General features: G+C 62.3%; 13 protein-coding genes. 5 read left to right on the top strand and 8 right to left on the bottom strand.

Annotated features, from left to right (window positions below):
• Positions 1-12: 12 nt before the first annotated feature.
• From AAW51_RS27705 to AAW51_RS00645, 5 genes are read right to left on the bottom strand one after another with little or no spacing between them, the layout of a single operon-like run.
• Complete coding sequence (locus tag AAW51_RS27705) at positions 13-3,516, bottom strand: capsular polysaccharide export protein, LipB/KpsS family (protein WP_083437972.1); 3,504 nt, start codon at positions 3,514-3,516, stop codon at positions 13-15.
• A 13-nt stretch (positions 3,517-3,529) separates the two neighbouring features.
• Positions 3,530-5,281, bottom strand: a complete 1,752-nt coding sequence (locus AAW51_RS00660; RefSeq protein ID WP_083437971.1) for a polysaccharide biosynthesis/export family protein — start codon at positions 5,279-5,281, stop codon at positions 3,530-3,532.
• 2 nt (positions 5,282-5,283) lie between these two features.
• A complete protein-coding gene (locus AAW51_RS00655) occupies positions 5,284-6,387 on the bottom strand; it encodes a KpsE/RkpR family capsule polysaccharide export protein (RefSeq protein ID WP_047193076.1) in 1,104 nt (367 codons plus the stop codon).
• Positions 6,384-7,073, bottom strand: coding sequence for an ABC transporter ATP-binding protein (locus AAW51_RS00650; RefSeq protein ID WP_047193075.1), 690 nt, complete (start codon positions 7,071-7,073; stop codon positions 6,384-6,386). The genes AAW51_RS00655 and AAW51_RS00650 overlap by 4 nt, the downstream gene beginning before the upstream one ends.
• An 11-nt stretch (positions 7,074-7,084) precedes the next feature.
• Positions 7,085-7,888, bottom strand: a complete 804-nt coding sequence (locus AAW51_RS00645; RefSeq protein WP_047193074.1) for an ABC transporter permease — start codon at positions 7,886-7,888, stop codon at positions 7,085-7,087.
• Between the two features lie 418 nt (positions 7,889-8,306).
• On the opposite strand from AAW51_RS00645, the gene pyrE reads away from it, so the two are divergent.
• Positions 8,307-8,981, top strand: coding sequence for an orotate phosphoribosyltransferase (gene pyrE / locus AAW51_RS00640; protein ID WP_238947717.1), 675 nt, complete (start codon positions 8,307-8,309; stop codon positions 8,979-8,981).
• Between the two features lie 46 nt (positions 8,982-9,027).
• A complete protein-coding gene (locus tag AAW51_RS00635; RefSeq protein ID WP_238947716.1) occupies positions 9,028-9,846 on the top strand; it encodes a DUF4124 domain-containing protein in 819 nt (272 codons plus the stop codon).
• Between the two features lie 113 nt (positions 9,847-9,959).
• On the opposite strand, the gene gatB is transcribed toward AAW51_RS00635, so the two are convergent.
• Genes gatB through gatC form a run of 3 tightly spaced genes read right to left on the bottom strand, consistent with a single transcriptional unit; the run spans position 9,960 to position 13,232 of the window.
• Positions 9,960-11,438, bottom strand: coding sequence for an Asp-tRNA(Asn)/Glu-tRNA(Gln) amidotransferase subunit GatB (gene gatB, locus AAW51_RS00630; protein ID WP_047193072.1), 1,479 nt, complete (start codon positions 11,436-11,438; stop codon positions 9,960-9,962).
• A gap of 1 nt (position 11,439) precedes the next feature.
• On the bottom strand, positions 11,440-12,921 hold the full coding sequence (gene gatA / locus AAW51_RS00625; protein ID WP_047193071.1) for an Asp-tRNA(Asn)/Glu-tRNA(Gln) amidotransferase subunit GatA: 1,482 nt from the start codon (positions 12,919-12,921) through the stop codon (positions 11,440-11,442).
• 11 nt (positions 12,922-12,932) lie between these two features.
• Positions 12,933-13,232 carry an Asp-tRNA(Asn)/Glu-tRNA(Gln) amidotransferase subunit GatC gene (gatC, locus tag AAW51_RS00620; protein WP_047193070.1) on the bottom strand — a complete coding sequence of 100 codons (300 nt, stop codon included), beginning with the start codon at positions 13,230-13,232 and terminating at the stop codon, positions 12,933-12,935.
• A 275-nt stretch (positions 13,233-13,507) separates the two neighbouring features.
• Here gatC and AAW51_RS00615 point away from each other — a divergent pair, with 275 nt between their 5' ends.
• The 3 genes from AAW51_RS00615 (at position 13,508) to mreD (ending at position 16,213) form a co-directional block, all read left to right on the top strand.
• Positions 13,508-14,551 (top strand): rod shape-determining protein, encoded by a 1,044-nt coding sequence (locus tag AAW51_RS00615; RefSeq protein WP_047193069.1) that lies wholly within the window; start codon positions 13,508-13,510, stop codon positions 14,549-14,551.
• A 184-nt stretch (positions 14,552-14,735) separates the two neighbouring features.
• Positions 14,736-15,698, top strand: a complete 963-nt coding sequence (gene mreC, locus AAW51_RS00610; protein ID WP_083437970.1) for a rod shape-determining protein MreC — start codon at positions 14,736-14,738, stop codon at positions 15,696-15,698.
• On the top strand, positions 15,695-16,213 hold the full coding sequence (mreD, locus tag AAW51_RS00605; protein WP_047193068.1) for a rod shape-determining protein MreD: 519 nt from the start codon (positions 15,695-15,697) through the stop codon (positions 16,211-16,213). Before mreC ends, mreD begins: the two co-directional genes overlap by 4 nt.
• Positions 16,214-16,223 lie beyond the last annotated feature (10 nt).

Genomic DNA, 16,223 nt, shown 5'->3' with positions numbered 1-16,223 from the left:
TAAGCGGAGAACTTAATTCAGCACACGAAAATCCTGTGCAACTTCGTCTTCATCAACCGTCGCGCGTGCTGCCTCATTTTCAAGTCCGCCCTGGAGCGCCAATCGGGCCGCCTCCATCAACGAGTCCTTGTTCCCCAGGAACTCGCCTTCGATGTGGCGGACCGATCGATGCCACACGTCGACGTCCGAGCCCGGCAGCTTTCGCCAGTGCAACTCGGACGAATTCGACAGCAGCAAGGCAGGACAACCCAGGGAGCCCGCCAATTCGATGACCGTCGTGGCGGGCGATACGATAAGATCAAGGCAATGCATAAGCGCAGCGACGTTGTCCAAATCGTTATACTGATCCAAGCCCTCTGGATTCCACATCTTCCCCGGGAAGCGTTCTTCAATCCACGCCAATTCGGTCGCGCAATCGTCGTATTGCAGATTTACGAACTGCACGTCTTCTAGTTGCAGAAGAGGCACCAGGTGCTCGACGAAGACGTAGTGCTCGTTGCGCGCGTGAGTGGCGAGACTGCTGCGCCAGCTAAGGCCCACGATCCGTTTTGCCTTGAAACCCTCTAATCGAGATTTCCAGTACTTCACTTTTTGCGGATCTGGAATTAGGTATGGGTTTCCGGAGAACGACTCGTACCCATCAATGAGATCACCCAATGGATCGGTAGAAAGCGTGACGAGGTCACATTCATTCACCAGCGCCCATCCCGCGTTGTCCGCCACGGCATGAAGATCTGAGCCCGGCAACATTTTGAAGTTCTGCGCATTGTTCGACGCATGAAGGTTTCTCAACCGCTCCACTGGAACAAATTGAATGAGCGGAAAAGATCTCTGCAGCAACGCGTGGAGCCGAGGATCACAAGTGATGAGCAGATCTGGACCTACAAGCCGCCGTCGCAATTCCTCGTAAAAGGCAGCGAAGCGAATCTCGTCGCCCGGGCCGAAATATGCGAGAACGGCTACTTTCGCCGGGCTTCCGCGTGACAGACTCGCCAGGTCCTGCACATACTTTTCGCCCAAATACGTCCTCAAGAGCTGCGCGGTCTTGCTACCTCTGAAGCTAAGGTAGCTGCGCTTGATTTCGCGACGTCCGAAGCCAATCTTGCGCTGATACATGTCCCCGACGGAGAACCCGCGCCGCTCCGCTTCTGCAATCAAATATTCGCCCCACTCATAGTCGTTCATCAAGACAGCCAGGCGTAGCCCCTCTCGGTAAAGCGCTTCTGAGGGGCTGCTGCTTGTCAAACTCACGATCAGTTCTTTGGCCTCTGTCAGCTTCCCCTGCTGGCTGTACGCCGAAGATAATGCAAGCCCATATTGAAGCAGCTCGGACGCTTTAGGTTTATATTCGAGCAGAAGTTTTTCGGCATCCTTCAAGCGCCGCCCAAAGATGAGCGCCCGAGCTCGGCTGATCGAACTCGGTTGCACATCAAGTACTTCGACCGCGTCGTGCAGGGCGGACGAAAGAGGAAGATCTCCGAAGGTCCGCTCGACCTGCTGTTCTACGTAATACGCCGATTCGACGCTCTGCGGGTTGATGAGACACGCATAGGCAACGCTGCTAATTGCGGCAGCAACATCGCCCGACAGCGAAGCCGTGTTCGAATGGGAGATATATCCGCGACCCAGTTTCCAGTCCGGCTGTATACGGTTCAGCATGTCGAGCACAGCGGTGGCAGACTGAAAATCGAAGCGCAGTTTTGCAATTTCAGCTATCGCATTGAGCGTTTCGACATTGACGAATCCCGAAAGAAGCAGCCGCTGCAGAACGTCCCACGCTTTGTCCAGGGCCCGTCGGCGAAGATGGAATTGGGCCAACCTCAAGACGTGGGGATACTGGGCCTCCGACACCGGCGCGACCGACGCTTCTGGCAGTCGGAGGCCGCTTGCGGCGAATGCAAACGCCTTTTCGGCGTCTTGGCTCATTCCGTGTCGTTCGCAGTGCCAAGCCCAGTGATGAAGCAGCTCCCCGCTGGGCTGCAGGTTCCACAGCTGTGTTAGCAGATCGGAAAACTGTTCAGCACTCACTGCGGACCGCAGGGCCACAAGAAGCGCTGGAAAGGAAGCAGTTCCTCGCAGTTTTCCCGCGAGGATGCAGGAGACGGCGTGTCGGTAGTGTTCACCGCCACATCGATTCAAGAATTTCTGCGGCTGGAGTAGCGAGGCGATCTCCTTCGGCTTACTCTTTATCAGTCTCGGCAGAACGTCCTTCATCAGGAGTCGGGGCCAGTATTCCGAAGCTGCAACGATGGCTGCATTATCGATCGCGAAGGCAGGCGTCAATAATGCGTTCAGCCTAGCTCTTCGCTGCGCGGTCACACACAAAATCGCTGCCAGTGCCCCTCGAACCGGATCCGACGGGTTGGTCAGGTATCGCGGATACAACAGGTACGCCCCACAGAAGAGCTGCTCCAGCGTTAAGACTCTTCGACGCCGAGGCACCAAGGCACGGTCGTCTGTCAGCCCCCAGCCGGCATAAAACGGAGCGCCCACGACGGTGACGGGAATACCGTGGATGAGTGCCTCGAAACCGCTGAGCGACGAGATGGTGTAGACCCGGTCGACATGTTGGAACAGCTCGTTTACCGCAATGTCTTCAGTGATCACGCGGCAGATTTTCTTCAGTTCTTCCAGGTCAGTTGAATTTTCACGGAATTTTCTAATGACTTCGGGGTGAGGCCGGTACAAAATTTCTGCCTGCGGATTCTCTGACCTGGCCAGCCTAATAAGGCTAGCGCTGTCCCAATCACCGGCCATACCATATCGCACGCCCGCATCTAGCTCCACCTGCCCAAGCACGAGCACCCTCTTTTTATACTTGGGACCTAGGATCTCATGGGCAGGTGCCAGTGAACCCAGGTTGTACTTGCTGACCTTCAATAAACGCAAAACCTGCAATAGTGCCTTTGCCTGCTGCATGAGCACGGCGTCTGCGTCAAAATCACTATCATTTAGGATGTTCTCAAGATCAGAAGGTTGGTTGGCGTTGAAATATATGCCTGTTTTATCCAAGACCAGTGCCAGGGGGGTCGTGTGCTCTGCGCCTAGCTCTGAAGATCGGATGAAGCCGTCCTCCATGCGGAACAGCGGGAAACTCCGTTTTTCCGCGTAGGAAAGCAGCTCCTTCGACTCCGTCATGCCCCACACGATGAAAGTAAGACCTTCTAGGCGATCCAGGGCCGCGCGTTGTCTTGACCATACGCTACGCCCTCTGGCGAAGGCGACTCTGTACTCGGGCAGATAACGCGCCGTGAAGTCTCGCTTCCAAGGACTGAAGCCCCAGGCGATCGCGATCGGTTTCGCATCATCGGAGCTGTTAAGCCAGTTTTCACCGCGCAAGTCAAACGGCTCAAACCCCTCAACGCGAATCCCGGGCCCATCTTGTTCTAAAGTTTTAGACCGCGAGCTATCGCCTTTCTCTATTTTCGGAATTGCTCCGCCGAAGAACTTCAGCACGCGTGCATCGCGAAAGAAGGCCTTCGGGTCCCGGAGGAGTTTGCGTAGCTTGCGGTTCATCTAATTTACAACCTCACAGGCCTAACACCACTTTTGCAGAAACTGCAATTTGGTAGAGAATTTGTGTGATACCACGAGTGACTTCCAGTCGTTTCGTTTCTATCTTTGGCAGTACGATGATTTCATCACCAGCCATCGGCAAGGCGTCCGCATCTTTCACTACCCCATCCTGTCCCAGGAGGATGATCTTTGAGTCATCGGCAGTTTGAGTGAAACCGCCCACCCGTCGAATGTAGTCTTTGGCCGTGGTTCCGGGCCTTTGCACAAGGGCATTCGGAAACAGTACTTCGCCGCTAACAGATACGAGATTGCTTTCCTCAGGAATTCTTATTAAATCCCCATCTTCAAGCAGTGTTCGCTCCGATTCTCTTGCTTCGCCGAGTAGGACTTGGCCGCGGAACTGAACTGTTTTTGCTCGCTCGATAAACTGCAGAATCAGTCCTGCTTCCTTGCTTCTCAGTTCCGCTTCTTCGCTCGTCGCGCTTCGCGCCGTAAGCGCGTAGACTTCGAGGCCCCGGAGAGAGGTCTCGAGCATTTCTTTCTGTCGCACTGCGACTGATTTTCGGAATAACTGGATCGCCTGGACGTTTGCCTGTGGGGCCGGATTGAGGCGGCTGAGAGCATCCTTCAGCACGGCACCGTACGGCAAGACTAGCGTCCGCTCTCCCAAATGAGCGCCTTCGATGCGGACCAAGATGGTTCCAGGGTACTTGTCGGATGTCAGCAGCACCTCGTCGCCATCCTCGATAAGGACCTTGTCGGCCTCCGCCAGAGCGTGGTACTCGCTGCGTCTTTCGGCACCAATCTTTCGAACGATGCTGAGGTGTGTCGCACCGGGCCGCGGCCGGGCCAGGGCAAACAATTCAGCCCCTGTGATGCGGGGCTTGCCGAATTCAAAGATATAGGGATTCAACACCTCGCCGGTGACGCGAACCGTGTGCTTGCGGGGATATGCGACGATCGTGTCGCCATCTTGGAGCTGAACGTGGTCGATGAGCCCTTCAAGCAGAAAGCGGTACAAGTCGAACTTCGCCCGCACTTGTCCTCCTCGAAGGACATCCACTTCCAGGTAGCTGCCCCGGTCAGGATCGATGCCGCCAGCCTGGTCCAAGTAGTACAGAATCGAATCAGACGACAGGCCGCCGTACAGGCCGGGTGCTTTGACGAAGCCGGTCACATACACCTTGACTGGTTGCGCTGCCGCAAGCGACGCATAGACGCCCACGGTTGCCCTGAACACCCGCTTCACCTGCACGGCAACGTGCTGATTCAGCTCGGCGTTGCGCACGCCCTGGACATTCACCGGTCCGACGCTCGGAATGAATAGATTGCCTTGTGCATCGACCGGCTGCACGGCGTCGTACGAGAAAGCTCCCCACATCCGCACGCTGATGCGGTCGCCCGTCGTCACTTGGTAGTTGGGATTGAACCCCGCAAAGGGAACGGCCCCGAAGCGTCCGGTAAAGATTTGCGATCCGAACATGACGGGGGCCGCAGAGGTAGCAGGGTTGGGCGGCAATGGCGCCGTGACAACGGTGCCCGCGGCGGGCGCGTCGACCGTCGCCTGCGGAGCACTCGTTCCCTGTCCTGACCCTGTCGGCGTTGTTCCCCCTTCCTGCTCGGTCGACGATTGCGTGGTGCCGCGTGGGTAGCGGCGAACAGACTCGACCAGCTGCCCATAGGCGCTCAAATGAAGTAGCAGGATGGGTATTGCGATTAGGCCGACCTCCCAACGGGCCGGCACTCTTGGCTGAATGGTCGGCATACTCAGTCCTGATGCTCCCGTATCGTGGCGACGACGAGGCGGGTAATGCCATATACCAGGCAGCACACCACTAGCAGCGTCACGGTGTTGTAGGCACGGCGTGGGTATAGTGCCGCTTCGGGTTTTGCCGGGGGCTCGATCACGACCAAACTCTTCATCTTTCGAGTGGCGTCGATTCGCGCGTTCTCAACGGCGGCGAGCGCCAGCTTGTACGAGTCTTCTGCAAATCCGGCCTGCAGCTTCAAATCCTGAAACTGCGCGGCCAGTTCGCTCAGGCGTTCGTTGTCGTCGCCCACCGTTGCGCGCTTACGCTCGGCTTCGAGTTGCTTGCGCAGAGCGTCCACCTGGTTGCGGAGGGCTTGCACCTGAAACGAATCTTCGTTCAGAAAACTGCGGAGGTTGCGCAGCTCGGCTTCTTGCCGTGCAAGTGCGGCTTGTAGGTCCGCCGTCAAGACGCCACTCGCCTCTGCCTGGGCCGTCGGGTCGAGGAGCCGGTGTTTCGTCTGGAAAACGAGCAGCTCCGATTTCGCCGTCTGCAAACGTCCTGCGGCCCGCTGCAACTCAGTTTCGGCAAAGCGCATCTGCTCTCGAGCGATACGATGCGAGAATGCGTTCACGAAGGACTCGCATTCTTCTAGGACGGCCTTCGCGACCTTTTGCGCGTACTCCGGCTCAAAACCTTGTACGCGCACCGTCAATAGCGATGAGACGTCGTCGAAAAGCACCTCGACCCGGTTTCGGTAATACTCCAGGAACCATTCCTGGCTGGTTCCCTTGTAAAGACGGTAGATCGGGTCCACGGTTTCTGACTCGTAGTGCGCGCGCAAACCGAGGCTCGCGTCGAGTCGCCTCAACATCTCGAGGGAATGGATATATTGCCGCAAGTACAGCGTATCTTCTCGTGAAGGCGGATTTATTCCTGCGAACAACAACGCGGCGCCCGGAAGAGGGTTTTGCTCTTGCGTCGACTGCCTGACCGTCACGATCGCCTCGCTCACGTAGCGGTCAGCTGCGAAGAAGAGGTAGTAAAAAAGAGCCAATAACATAGGCACGCCAATGATGAGCAGTCCCATTCGGCGTGGGGAGAGCTTCAGCAGAAACGTCATGCGGCATCCGTCTTGCCATTGGTGGCGCTCACTTCTCCACGGTAGGCAGCGATACCTTCCTTCACGTTCTCGTAGAGCGTCGTCTCGCCCTTTTTAATGAGCACGACGACGTCACACAGCTGTTCAATGTCTTTCATGTTGTGCGAAACCAGGATCAACTTCGCGTGACGCAGCTTCTCTTCAAATAGCGCCTGGCTTTTCCGGCGAAATTGTGCGTCGCCGACCGCCATCACTTCGTCAATCAGGTAGTAGTCGAAGTCGAAGGCCATGCTCAGCCCAAAGGTGACCCGCGAGCGCATACCGGAGGAGTAAGACTTGACGGGCAGATCGAAGTACTCTCCGATCTCGGCGAACTCCTCCACAAAGCGCACCTTTTCGCGCATCGCGTCGCCCGTGGCACCATTGATACGACAGACGAACTTGACGTTATCGCGCCCTGTAAGCGAGCCCTGAAAGCCACCAGCCAGGCCGACCGGCCATGAGATCCGACCGTCCGTTAAAACATGGCCGGAGTCCGGCGTGTCGATGCCACCGAGCAAGCGCATGAGGGTGCTCTTGCCCGCTCCATTCGGTCCTATCAGGCCAACGTTTGCACCTTCGGGAAACGTGAAGTTGAGATCACGAAGAACGTATCGCCTGCCATGGGGCGTTGGATAGGACTTGGTGAGCGCTTGCAATGCAATCATCTGAATATTGCTCAGGAAGCAAGCAAGCGATGCCTGCGCACGCGGTACAGACTTACCCCTACAGCGAGGGCTGCGACGCCCCAGACGATGACGTAGAGGGCGCTGACTTGGGGAAGGGTCCGGTAGTGCGGGAAGAAGTACCCGCGCGAGATCTCCACGGCATGGAGCACAGGGTTCCACAACACCCACGGCAAGACAAACGCAGGCAGCGCGCTGACTGGAAAGATCACCCCGGACAAGAGGTACAAGGGCATGAAGGCGATGCGAATGAAAGGCCTTACACGTGGCAGTTCGTCCGTACCCACAGCAAAAATGAGGCCCAACGCGAACCCAAGGACAAGCAAGGCGATGCTGATTGCCATCAGTTCTAGGGGCCGGGTCGGCACAGTCGAATATCCGAGCCATCCAAGGGTGACTAGCAGGATCAGGTAAATCGTGCCGTACAAGCCGATCTCGAGCAGGGCCCTGGAGATCAAAGGGTCAAGCGGTTTGACCTGGCGATAGCTGAACAATGGTCGATTCGCATCGACGGACTCCATCAATCTGAGCGCCAAGCTTCTGAACGTCAGAAACGGCAGCAGGCCCGTCAGAAGGAACACCGGAAACTCGATGCCCGGAAGCACCCTGTTCCGGACGTAGCCAAACACCAGCATCAACAAAGTCAGGTGCGCCAACGGCTCCAGCAGGACCCAGAACGCTCCCAACCAACGGCCGCCGAAACGTGTCTGCAGTTCCCGAATGAACAGGGCGAAGAGCACAGCGCGCTGAACCTCGGAGGGCGAACGCTTGCGTGGACGAGGCGAAGCAGTGCTCATGCAAAGGTCTCGATCACACCGGATGCAGTCTGTCCACAGGCTACGGCGGCGAACGCGCAGCCCATCGAGGTGCTCAACAGGGTCCAATCAGCAAGTAACTGCAAAACGACAAGACTCGGCGCGAGAAGGAGACTGGCAGATCGGAAGGACGGTATGCGGACCGCCACGCCGGCCCCTGTATGCGCCCGCCGCTAACCAGCCACTGCGACACTACACGGGGTACTGGGCCCCGCAGTGTGACAAGACGCGTCAAAACGGGCGCTCGAACAAATACAGCCTTCATCCCTGACTCCGTTATTCGTCAGGTCCACGTACTCACAGTCCGTGGACAGGTCCCTCGTAAAATCCAAGGGCGACCTCGTCGGATCGACGCTCAGATGGTCGATGTCTATCAATTAATATGCCCTGGTCCTCGTCCATGTCATCCCGATCTCAACTTGCCCTCGCCCAATCCTTTGTAGAGTTCTCCGTCGAGGCCGGCGTGCTGCGTTTCGGCGAGTTCAAGACCAAGGCTGGTCGCCTGTCACCCTATTTCTTCAACGCGGGTCTGTTCAACGACGGCGCCAAACTCGGCCGCCTGGCCGAGTTCTATGCGCACCGGCTGCTCGACGCAAAGCTCGAGTTCGACATGCTGTTCGGCCCGGCCTACAAAGGCATCACGCTGGCCGCCGCGGTCTCGATCGAGCTCGCGCGGCTCGGCAAGAACGTGCCCTATGCCTACAACCGCAAGGAAGCCAAGGACCACGGCGAAGGCGGCACGCTGGTGGGTGCGCCGGTGCAGGGACGGGTGTTGATCATCGACGACGTGATCTCGGCCGGCACCTCGGTGCGGGAGTCGATCGCGATGATCCAGGCGGCCGGTGCGACGCCCTGCGGCGTGGCGATTGCGCTGGACCGACAAGAAAAGGCGACGGAAAACGGCAACGATGCGCCATATTCGGCAGTTCAGTGGGTCGAGCGCCAGCTGGGTTTGCCGGTCTGCGCGATTGCCACCCTCACAGACTTGCTCCAGTATTTGCAATCGGGCAGCGACGCGCAGCTCGGCACGCATTTCGCAAGTGTCGCAGCCTACCGCGACCGCTACGGCGTCTAAGCGCCGCTCTCGATGAGCCGATGGCGGTCGCGTTGCGGAGCACCGAATGTCCAGGGAGTCACGTCATGCCAGCACCTGTAGCAGCCACCAGCGCGCGTGGGGTGCAAGCGCCTCGTCATGGCGCAGCGCAGCGTGGAGCGACCTCAACACCATGGTGACCCAGCCGCCCGCGATGGCGCCGAACGCCGCGCGTATGCTGGCCCGCGGCGCAGCGCTGGTCTGCGCACTGCTCAGCCTGCCGGCCGCCGCCCAAGGCATCTACACCTGCACCGACGCCAAGGGCCGCCGCCTCACCTCCGACCGGCCCATCATTGAATGCCTGGACCGGGAACAGCGGGTGATGAACAAGGACGGCTCGACCCGCAGCGTGTTGCCCCCCAGCCTCACCGCCGACGAGCGGGCCGAGCTGGAAACCAAGGAGCGCCGGCGCGCCCAGGAACGCATGGCCCACCAGGAAGCGGTGCGTCGCGACCGGCTGCTGTTGTCACGCTATCCCAGCGAAGCCGAGCACCGCGCCGCGCGCGAGGCGGCGCTCGACGACGTGCGCCAGTCGATCCGCAATTCCGAGCGGCGCATCGCCGAACTGCAGAACGAGCGCAAGCCGCTGGCCAGCGAAGCCGAGTTCTACAAAGGCAAGGCGCTGCCCGCCAAGCTCAAGCAGTCGATCGAGTTCGTCGACGTGGCGGTGGAGGCGCACGCCACGCTGATCCAGAACCAGCAGGCGGAGATGAAGCGCATCAACCAGCTGTTCGATTCGGAACTGACGCGCTTGACTCGCCTGTGGGCGGGCGCAGCGCCGGGCAGCCTGGCCGAGGCCGATGAAAAGGCCGGGGCCGCGACCGCCGGGGGACGCCGGACACGCTGACACGGTGCCAGCCGGCCCCACGAAGCGGCAACCGAAGTAAGGGCTGACCGTCGCTTTTCGCCGCCTTGCCGCGGCCGCCCGGGGCGGACAGCCGCCGCGGGCGTCGCGCCCGCTCAGGCCCCGAGTTTCTTCTTCAGCAACTCGTTCACCTGTGCCGGATTGGCCTTGCCCTTGGTCGCCTTCATCGCCTGGCCGACCAAGGCGTTGAAGGCCTTTTCCTTGCCGGCACGGAACTCCTCGACCGACTTGGCGTTGTTCGCCAGCACTTCGTCGAGGATGGCTTCGAGCGCGCCGGTGTCGGACATCTGTTTCAGCCCCTTCGACTCGATGACGACGTCGACGTCGACACCCTCGCCGGACCACAAGGCCTCGAACACCTGCTTGGCGCCGTTGTTCGAGATCGTGCCGTCGGCAATCCGCCCGATCATGCGCGCCAGGGTCGGCGCATCCACCGGGCTGTCGGCCAACGCCTTGCCTTCGGCGTTCAGCCGGCGCGACACCTCGCCCATCAGCCAGTTGGCCACCAGCTTGGGCTGCCCGCAAGCCTTGGCGGCCTGCTCGAAGTAAGCGCCGAAGTCCTTGCTCTGCGTCATCATCGTCGCGTCGTAGGCCGGCAGCGCATAGTCGCGCTGGAACCGTTCGGCCATCACGCGCGGCAACTCGGGCATCTCGCCGCGCACCCGCTCGACCCACTCGGGCGCGATCACCAGCGGCGGCAGGTCGGGGTCGGGGAAGTAGCGGTAGTCGTGCGCGTCTTCCTTGGTCCGCATGGCGCGGGTTTCCCCGGAGTCGGGGTTGAACAGCACCGTCGCCTGCTGGATCTTGCGGCCTTCCTCGATCTCGTCGATCTGCCACTGGATCTCGTAGTCGATGGCCTGCTGCAGGAAGCGGAAGCTGTTCAGGTTCTTGATCTCACGCCGGGTGCCGTACGGTGCGCCCGGCTTGCGCACCGAGACGTTGGCGTCGCAGCGGAACGAACCTTCCTGCATGTTGCCGTCGCATATGCCCAGCCACACCACCAGCGCGTGCAGTGCCTTCGCGTACTCGGTGGCCTCGATGCTGCTGCGCATGTCGGGCTCGGACACGATCTCGAGCAGCGGCGTGCCGGCGCGGTTGAGGTCGATGCCGGTCTGGCCGTGGTAGTCCTCGTGCAGCGACTTGCCGGCGTCTTCTTCCAGGTGGGCGCGGGTCAGGCGCACCTGGTGTTTGGCGTCGCCGACATAAAACTCGATCAGCCCGCCTTGCACCACCGGGATCTCGTATTGGCTGATCTGGTAGCCCTTCGGCAGGTCCGGGTAGAAATAATTCTTGCGCGCGAAGATCGACAGCGGCGCGACGGTGGCGCCCACGGCGAGCCCGAAACGGATCGCGCGCTCCACGGCGGCCTTGTTCATCACCGGCAGCGTGCCGGGCAGCGCCAGGTCGACCGGGCTGGCCTGGGTGTTGGGCGCGGCGCCGAATTCGGTGCTGGCGCCCGAGAAGATCTTGGAACGGGTGGACAGCTGGGCGTGGGTTTCGAGGCCGATCACGACTTCATACCCGCGCACCAGCTTGGCGGTCGTGGCGGTGGTGCTGGTGGTGGTGCTGCTCATCTCAAAAGCCCTCCGGTGCGCGGAGGTGCCAGTCGGTGGCCTGCTGCAAGGCGTGTGCGGTGTGCAGCAGCTCGCCTTCCTTCCAGTAGTTGCCGATCAGCTGCAGCCCGACCGGCAAGCCGGCTTCGCCAAAACCCGCCGGCACGCTCATGCCCGGCAGCCCGGCTAGGCTGGCGGGCAGCGTGAAGATGTCGGCGAGGTAGTTGGCGACCGGGTCGGTCTTGCCGCCGATGGGCCAGGCCACGGTCGGCGACACCGGCCCGGCGATCACGTCGCACTGCCGGAAGGCGGCCTGGAAATCGTCGGCGATCATGCGGCGCAGCTTCTGCGCCTGCAAATAATAGGCGTCGTAATAGCCGTGGCTCAGCACGTAGGTGCCGATCATGATGCGGCGCTTCACTTCCGGCCCGAAGCCTTCGGCGCGCGTTTTCTTGTACATCTCGAGCAGGCCGTCGTATGCCTGCGCCCGGTGCCCGTAGCGCACGCCGTCGTAACGGCTCAGGTTGGAGCTGGCCTCGGCCGGCGCGATGATGTAGTAGACCGGGATCGCCAGCTCTGTGCGCGGCAGCGACACCTCCACCAGGGTCGCCCCCAGCTTTTCGTATTCCGCCAGCGCCTGGCGCACCGCGTCGGCCACGTCGGCCGACACACCGGCGCCGAAGAATTCTTTGGGCAGCCCGATGCGCAGGCCTTGCAGCGGGCGGCCCGCGGTCGCGCCGGCGCGCGGCGCGACGAGCGCGGCGCGGTAGTCTTCGGCGGGGCGGTCGGCCGAGGTGGCGTCGCGCGGGTCGAAGCCGCTCATCGCACTCAACAGCACGGCACAGTCTTCTGCACTGCGGGCCAGCGGGCCGGCCTGGTCCAGGCTGGACGCGAAGGCGATCATGCCGTAGCGCGAGCAGCGGCCGTAGGTCGGCTTGATGCCGGTGACGTTGCACAAGGCCGCCGGCTGGCGCACCGAGCCGCCGGTGTCGGTGCCGGTGGCGGCGGGCACCAGGCGCGCGGCCACCGCGACGGCCGAGCCGCCCGACGAGCCGCCGGGGATGCGCTCGGTGTTCCAGGGGTTGCGGGCCGGGAGGTAGGCGGAATTTTCGTTACTGCCGCCCATTGCAAATTCGTCGCAATTGAGCTTGCCCAGCGTCACCGCGCCGGCCTGCGCGAGCTGGTCGACCACGGTGGCGTCGAACGGGCTGCGGTAGCCGTCGAGCATGCGCGAGGCGGCCGTGGTCGGGAAATCGCGGGTGACGAAGATGTCCTTGTGCGCGATCGGCACTCCCAGCAGCGGGCCCGTCTCACCACGCGCGCGGCGGGCGTCCGCGGCTTCGGCCTGGCGCAGGGCCACGGCCTCGTCGGTGCAGAGGAAAGCGCCCAACTGTTCGTGGGCGGCAACCCGTGCAAGCAGTTGCTTCGTCAGTTCGACGCTGGAGACGGCGCGGGCCTCGAGTTGGCGGGCCAGTTCGGCCACGCCCAGGTGGTGCAGGTCCATGGTCGGGCGCCTCACTCGATGACCTGGGGCACCAGGAACAGGCCGTCTTCGACCGCCGGGGCGCTGCGCTGGTTGGCGTCACGCTGGTCGGCCTCGGTGACGACGTCTTCGCGCAGCCGCAAGGCCACCTCTTGAACCGCCGACAGGGGGGTGTAGAGCGGTTCCACACCGCTGGTGTCGACCGCGCGCATGCGTTCGACGATGGAGAAGAAATCGTTGAGCTGATGCAGCATCGCCGCTTGTTCTTCGCCGCTCAGCTCCAGCCGGGCGAGGTGGGCGATACGGCCGACGTCTTCGGAAGTCAGTGCCATGTAAATTAGTTCGTTTTTGGGTGGTTCCCGCAAGGATCGGCGCGGGTGGGATCGGGTATTATCGCGCGTTATCCACAGCCGGCCAGGTCGCTACGCTTTGGGGGTCGCCCCGCCACCCCCGTCTGCGCGATCAGCGCCGGTTTCGTGCTGAAAAGCGCGCAAAAGGACACCTTCGACGTGCCCTGGAGCGGTCCCGGAGAAAACCCGAAAAATCCTTCGTCCCCCCGGCTGCAATGCCAGTTGCTCACAGCCAGGGCGGACTTTGACAAGCCAACATGTTCGAATCCATTCGTCGCTACTTTTCGACGGACCTCGCCATCGATCTGGGCACCGCGAACACGCTGATCTACGTGCGCGGCAAAGGCATCGTGCTGGACGAGCCCTCGGTGGTCGCCATCCGCCATGAAGGCGGCCCCAACGGCAAGAAAACGATCCAGGCGGTCGGCGCCGAAGCCAAGGCGATGCTCGGCAAAGTGCCGGGCAACATCGAAGCGATCCGCCCGATGAAAGACGGCGTCATCGCCGACTTCACCGTCACTGAGCAAATGCTCAAGCAGTTCATCAAGATGGTCCACCCGCGCTCGGTGCTGAAACCGAGCCCGCGCATCATCATCTGCGTGCCCTGCGGCTCCACCCAGGTCGAGCGGCGCGCCATCCGCGAGTCGGCGCTGGGCGCCGGTGCCTCCGAGGTCTACCTGATCGAAGAACCGATGGCCGCCGCGATCGGCGCCGGCCTGCCAGTGTCCGAAGCTTCCGGCTCGATGGTGGTCGACATCGGCGGCGGCACCACGGAAGTGGGGGTCGTGTCGCTCGGCGGCATGGTCTACAAGGGCAGCGTGCGGGTGGGCGGCGACAAGTTCGACGAAGCCATCATCAACTACATCCGCCGCAACTACGGCATGCTGATCGGCGAACCGACCGCCGAGGCCATCAAGAAAGAAATCGGCTCCGCCTTCCCCGGCTCCGAGGTCAAGGAGATGGAGGTCAAGGGCCGCAACCTGTCGGAGGGCGTGCCGCGCAGCTTCACGATTTCGAGCAACGAAATCCTCGAAGCGCTGACCGACCCGCTCAACCAGATCGTCTCCAGCGTCAAGAACGCACTCGAGCAAACGCCGCCCGAGCTGGGCGCCGACATCGCCGAGCGCGGCATGCTGCTGACCGGCGGCGGCGCGCTGCTGCGCGATCTCGACCGCCTGCTGGCCGAAGAAACCGGCCTGCCGGTGCTGGTGGCGGAAGATCCGCTGACCTGCGTCGTGCGTGGCTGCGGCATGGCGCTGGAGCGGATGGAACGGCTGGGGGCCATCTTCACGTCGGAGTGATGAACCCGTTCGAGCCGTATGCTTGTTGACGAGCCCGTCTGCCCCGGCCGGCGGAACTCCGGTACGGGTGCGCGGCTCGTACACCGGACCGACGCCCCGTCGCCGCACGGGCTGGCCACCTTGGATTTTTGCGTCGTGAGCGTCGCCACCCGGCGCCGCACTGCCTGACCTGCCTGCTGCTGCCATGCCACTCGGCACTCTCGACCGCACGCCGCCGCCCTTCTTCAAGCAAGGGCCGTCGGCGCTGACGCGTCTGATGTTTTTCTCGGCGCTCGCCTTCTTCCTGATGGTGGCCGACACGCGGCTCAACCTGACCCAGCCGCTGCGCGCGGTGGTGGCCACGGTGCTGCACCCGGCCCAGCGGGCCTTGCTGGTGCCGGTCGAAACCGCGCGCACCGGCGGTGACTACGTGCGCGGCCTGAACGAGGCCCGCGCCAAAGAGGCCGCCGCGCAGCGCCAGCTGTCGGAACAGGCGATGCGGGTGGCGCGCGTCGAGTTGCTCGAGAAAGAAAACGCGCGGCTGCGCGCGATGCTGGAACTGCGCCCCGCGCTGCCGGCCAAGACACGGGCGGCTGAGGTGCTGTACGACGCGCCCGACCCGTACAGCCGCAAGGTGGTGATCGACCTCGGCAGCGCCCAGGGGGTCGTGCGGGGCTCGCCGGTGATCGACGAGACCGGCGTGCTGGGGCAGGTGACCCGCGTCTATCCGCTGGCGTCCGAGGTCACCCTGCTGACCGACAAGGACGCCGTGATCCCGACGCTCAACGTGCGCACCTCGGCCCGCGGCATCGCCTACGGCGACGCCGTCAACGACGCGATGGAACTGCGCTTCATGGCAGCCAATGCCGACGTGCAGGAAGGCGACCTGTTGAGCACCTCCGGCGTCGACGGCGTCTACCCGCCCGGCCTGCCGGTGGCCCGGGTCGCCAAGGTCGACCGACGCGCCGATTCGGCCTTCGCCAAGATCGTGCTGACTCCCGTCAGCGCGCCGACCAGCGCCCGCCACGTGCTGGTGCTGCAACCGGTGGGCGACACCTTGCCGCCGCGGCCGCAGCCCGAGCCGGCGGCTGCCGCAACACCGCCGCCCGCCGCGTCCGCGCCCAAGGCGGCGGCCTCGGCGCCTGCCAGGAAAGGACCTGCCCGATGATGCCGCGTGGCTCCGACCAGCTGCTGTTGCCGGTCAACCCCGTCTTCATCTGGCTGTCGCTGCTGGCCGCGTTTGCGGTCAACCTGGTGCCGATGGGCAAGAGCACGTCGATGCCCGACCTGCTCGCGCTGACGCTGGTGTTCTGGAATGTGCACCAGCCGCGCCGCGTCGGTGTCGGCGCCGCCTTCACCTTCGGCGTGATGATGGATGTGCACCAGGCCGCCTTGCTGGGCCAACATGCACTGGCCTACACACTGCTGAGTTATTTCGCGATCACCATCCACCGGCGGCTGCTGTGGTTCCCGACGCTGTCGCAGGCGGTACAGATCCTGCCGCTGTTTTTTGCGGCGCACGCGGTTTCCGTGCTGATTCGACTGATTGCCGGCGACGTGTTTCCCGGCTGGGAACTGCTGCTGGCACCGGTATTCGAAGCACTGCTGTGGCCCATCGCCACCTGGTTGTTGCTGGCCCCGCAGCGGCGGCCGCCCGACCCCGACCAGAACCGCCCGCTGTAAGTGCGCCCGC

This window comes from Caldimonas brevitalea, from assembly GCF_001017435.1.
Classification (GTDB): domain Bacteria; phylum Pseudomonadota; class Gammaproteobacteria; order Burkholderiales; family Burkholderiaceae_C; genus Caldimonas; species Caldimonas brevitalea.
Note: the sequence above shows the minus strand (reverse complement) of the source record. Positions and strands in the feature narration are given on the sequence as shown.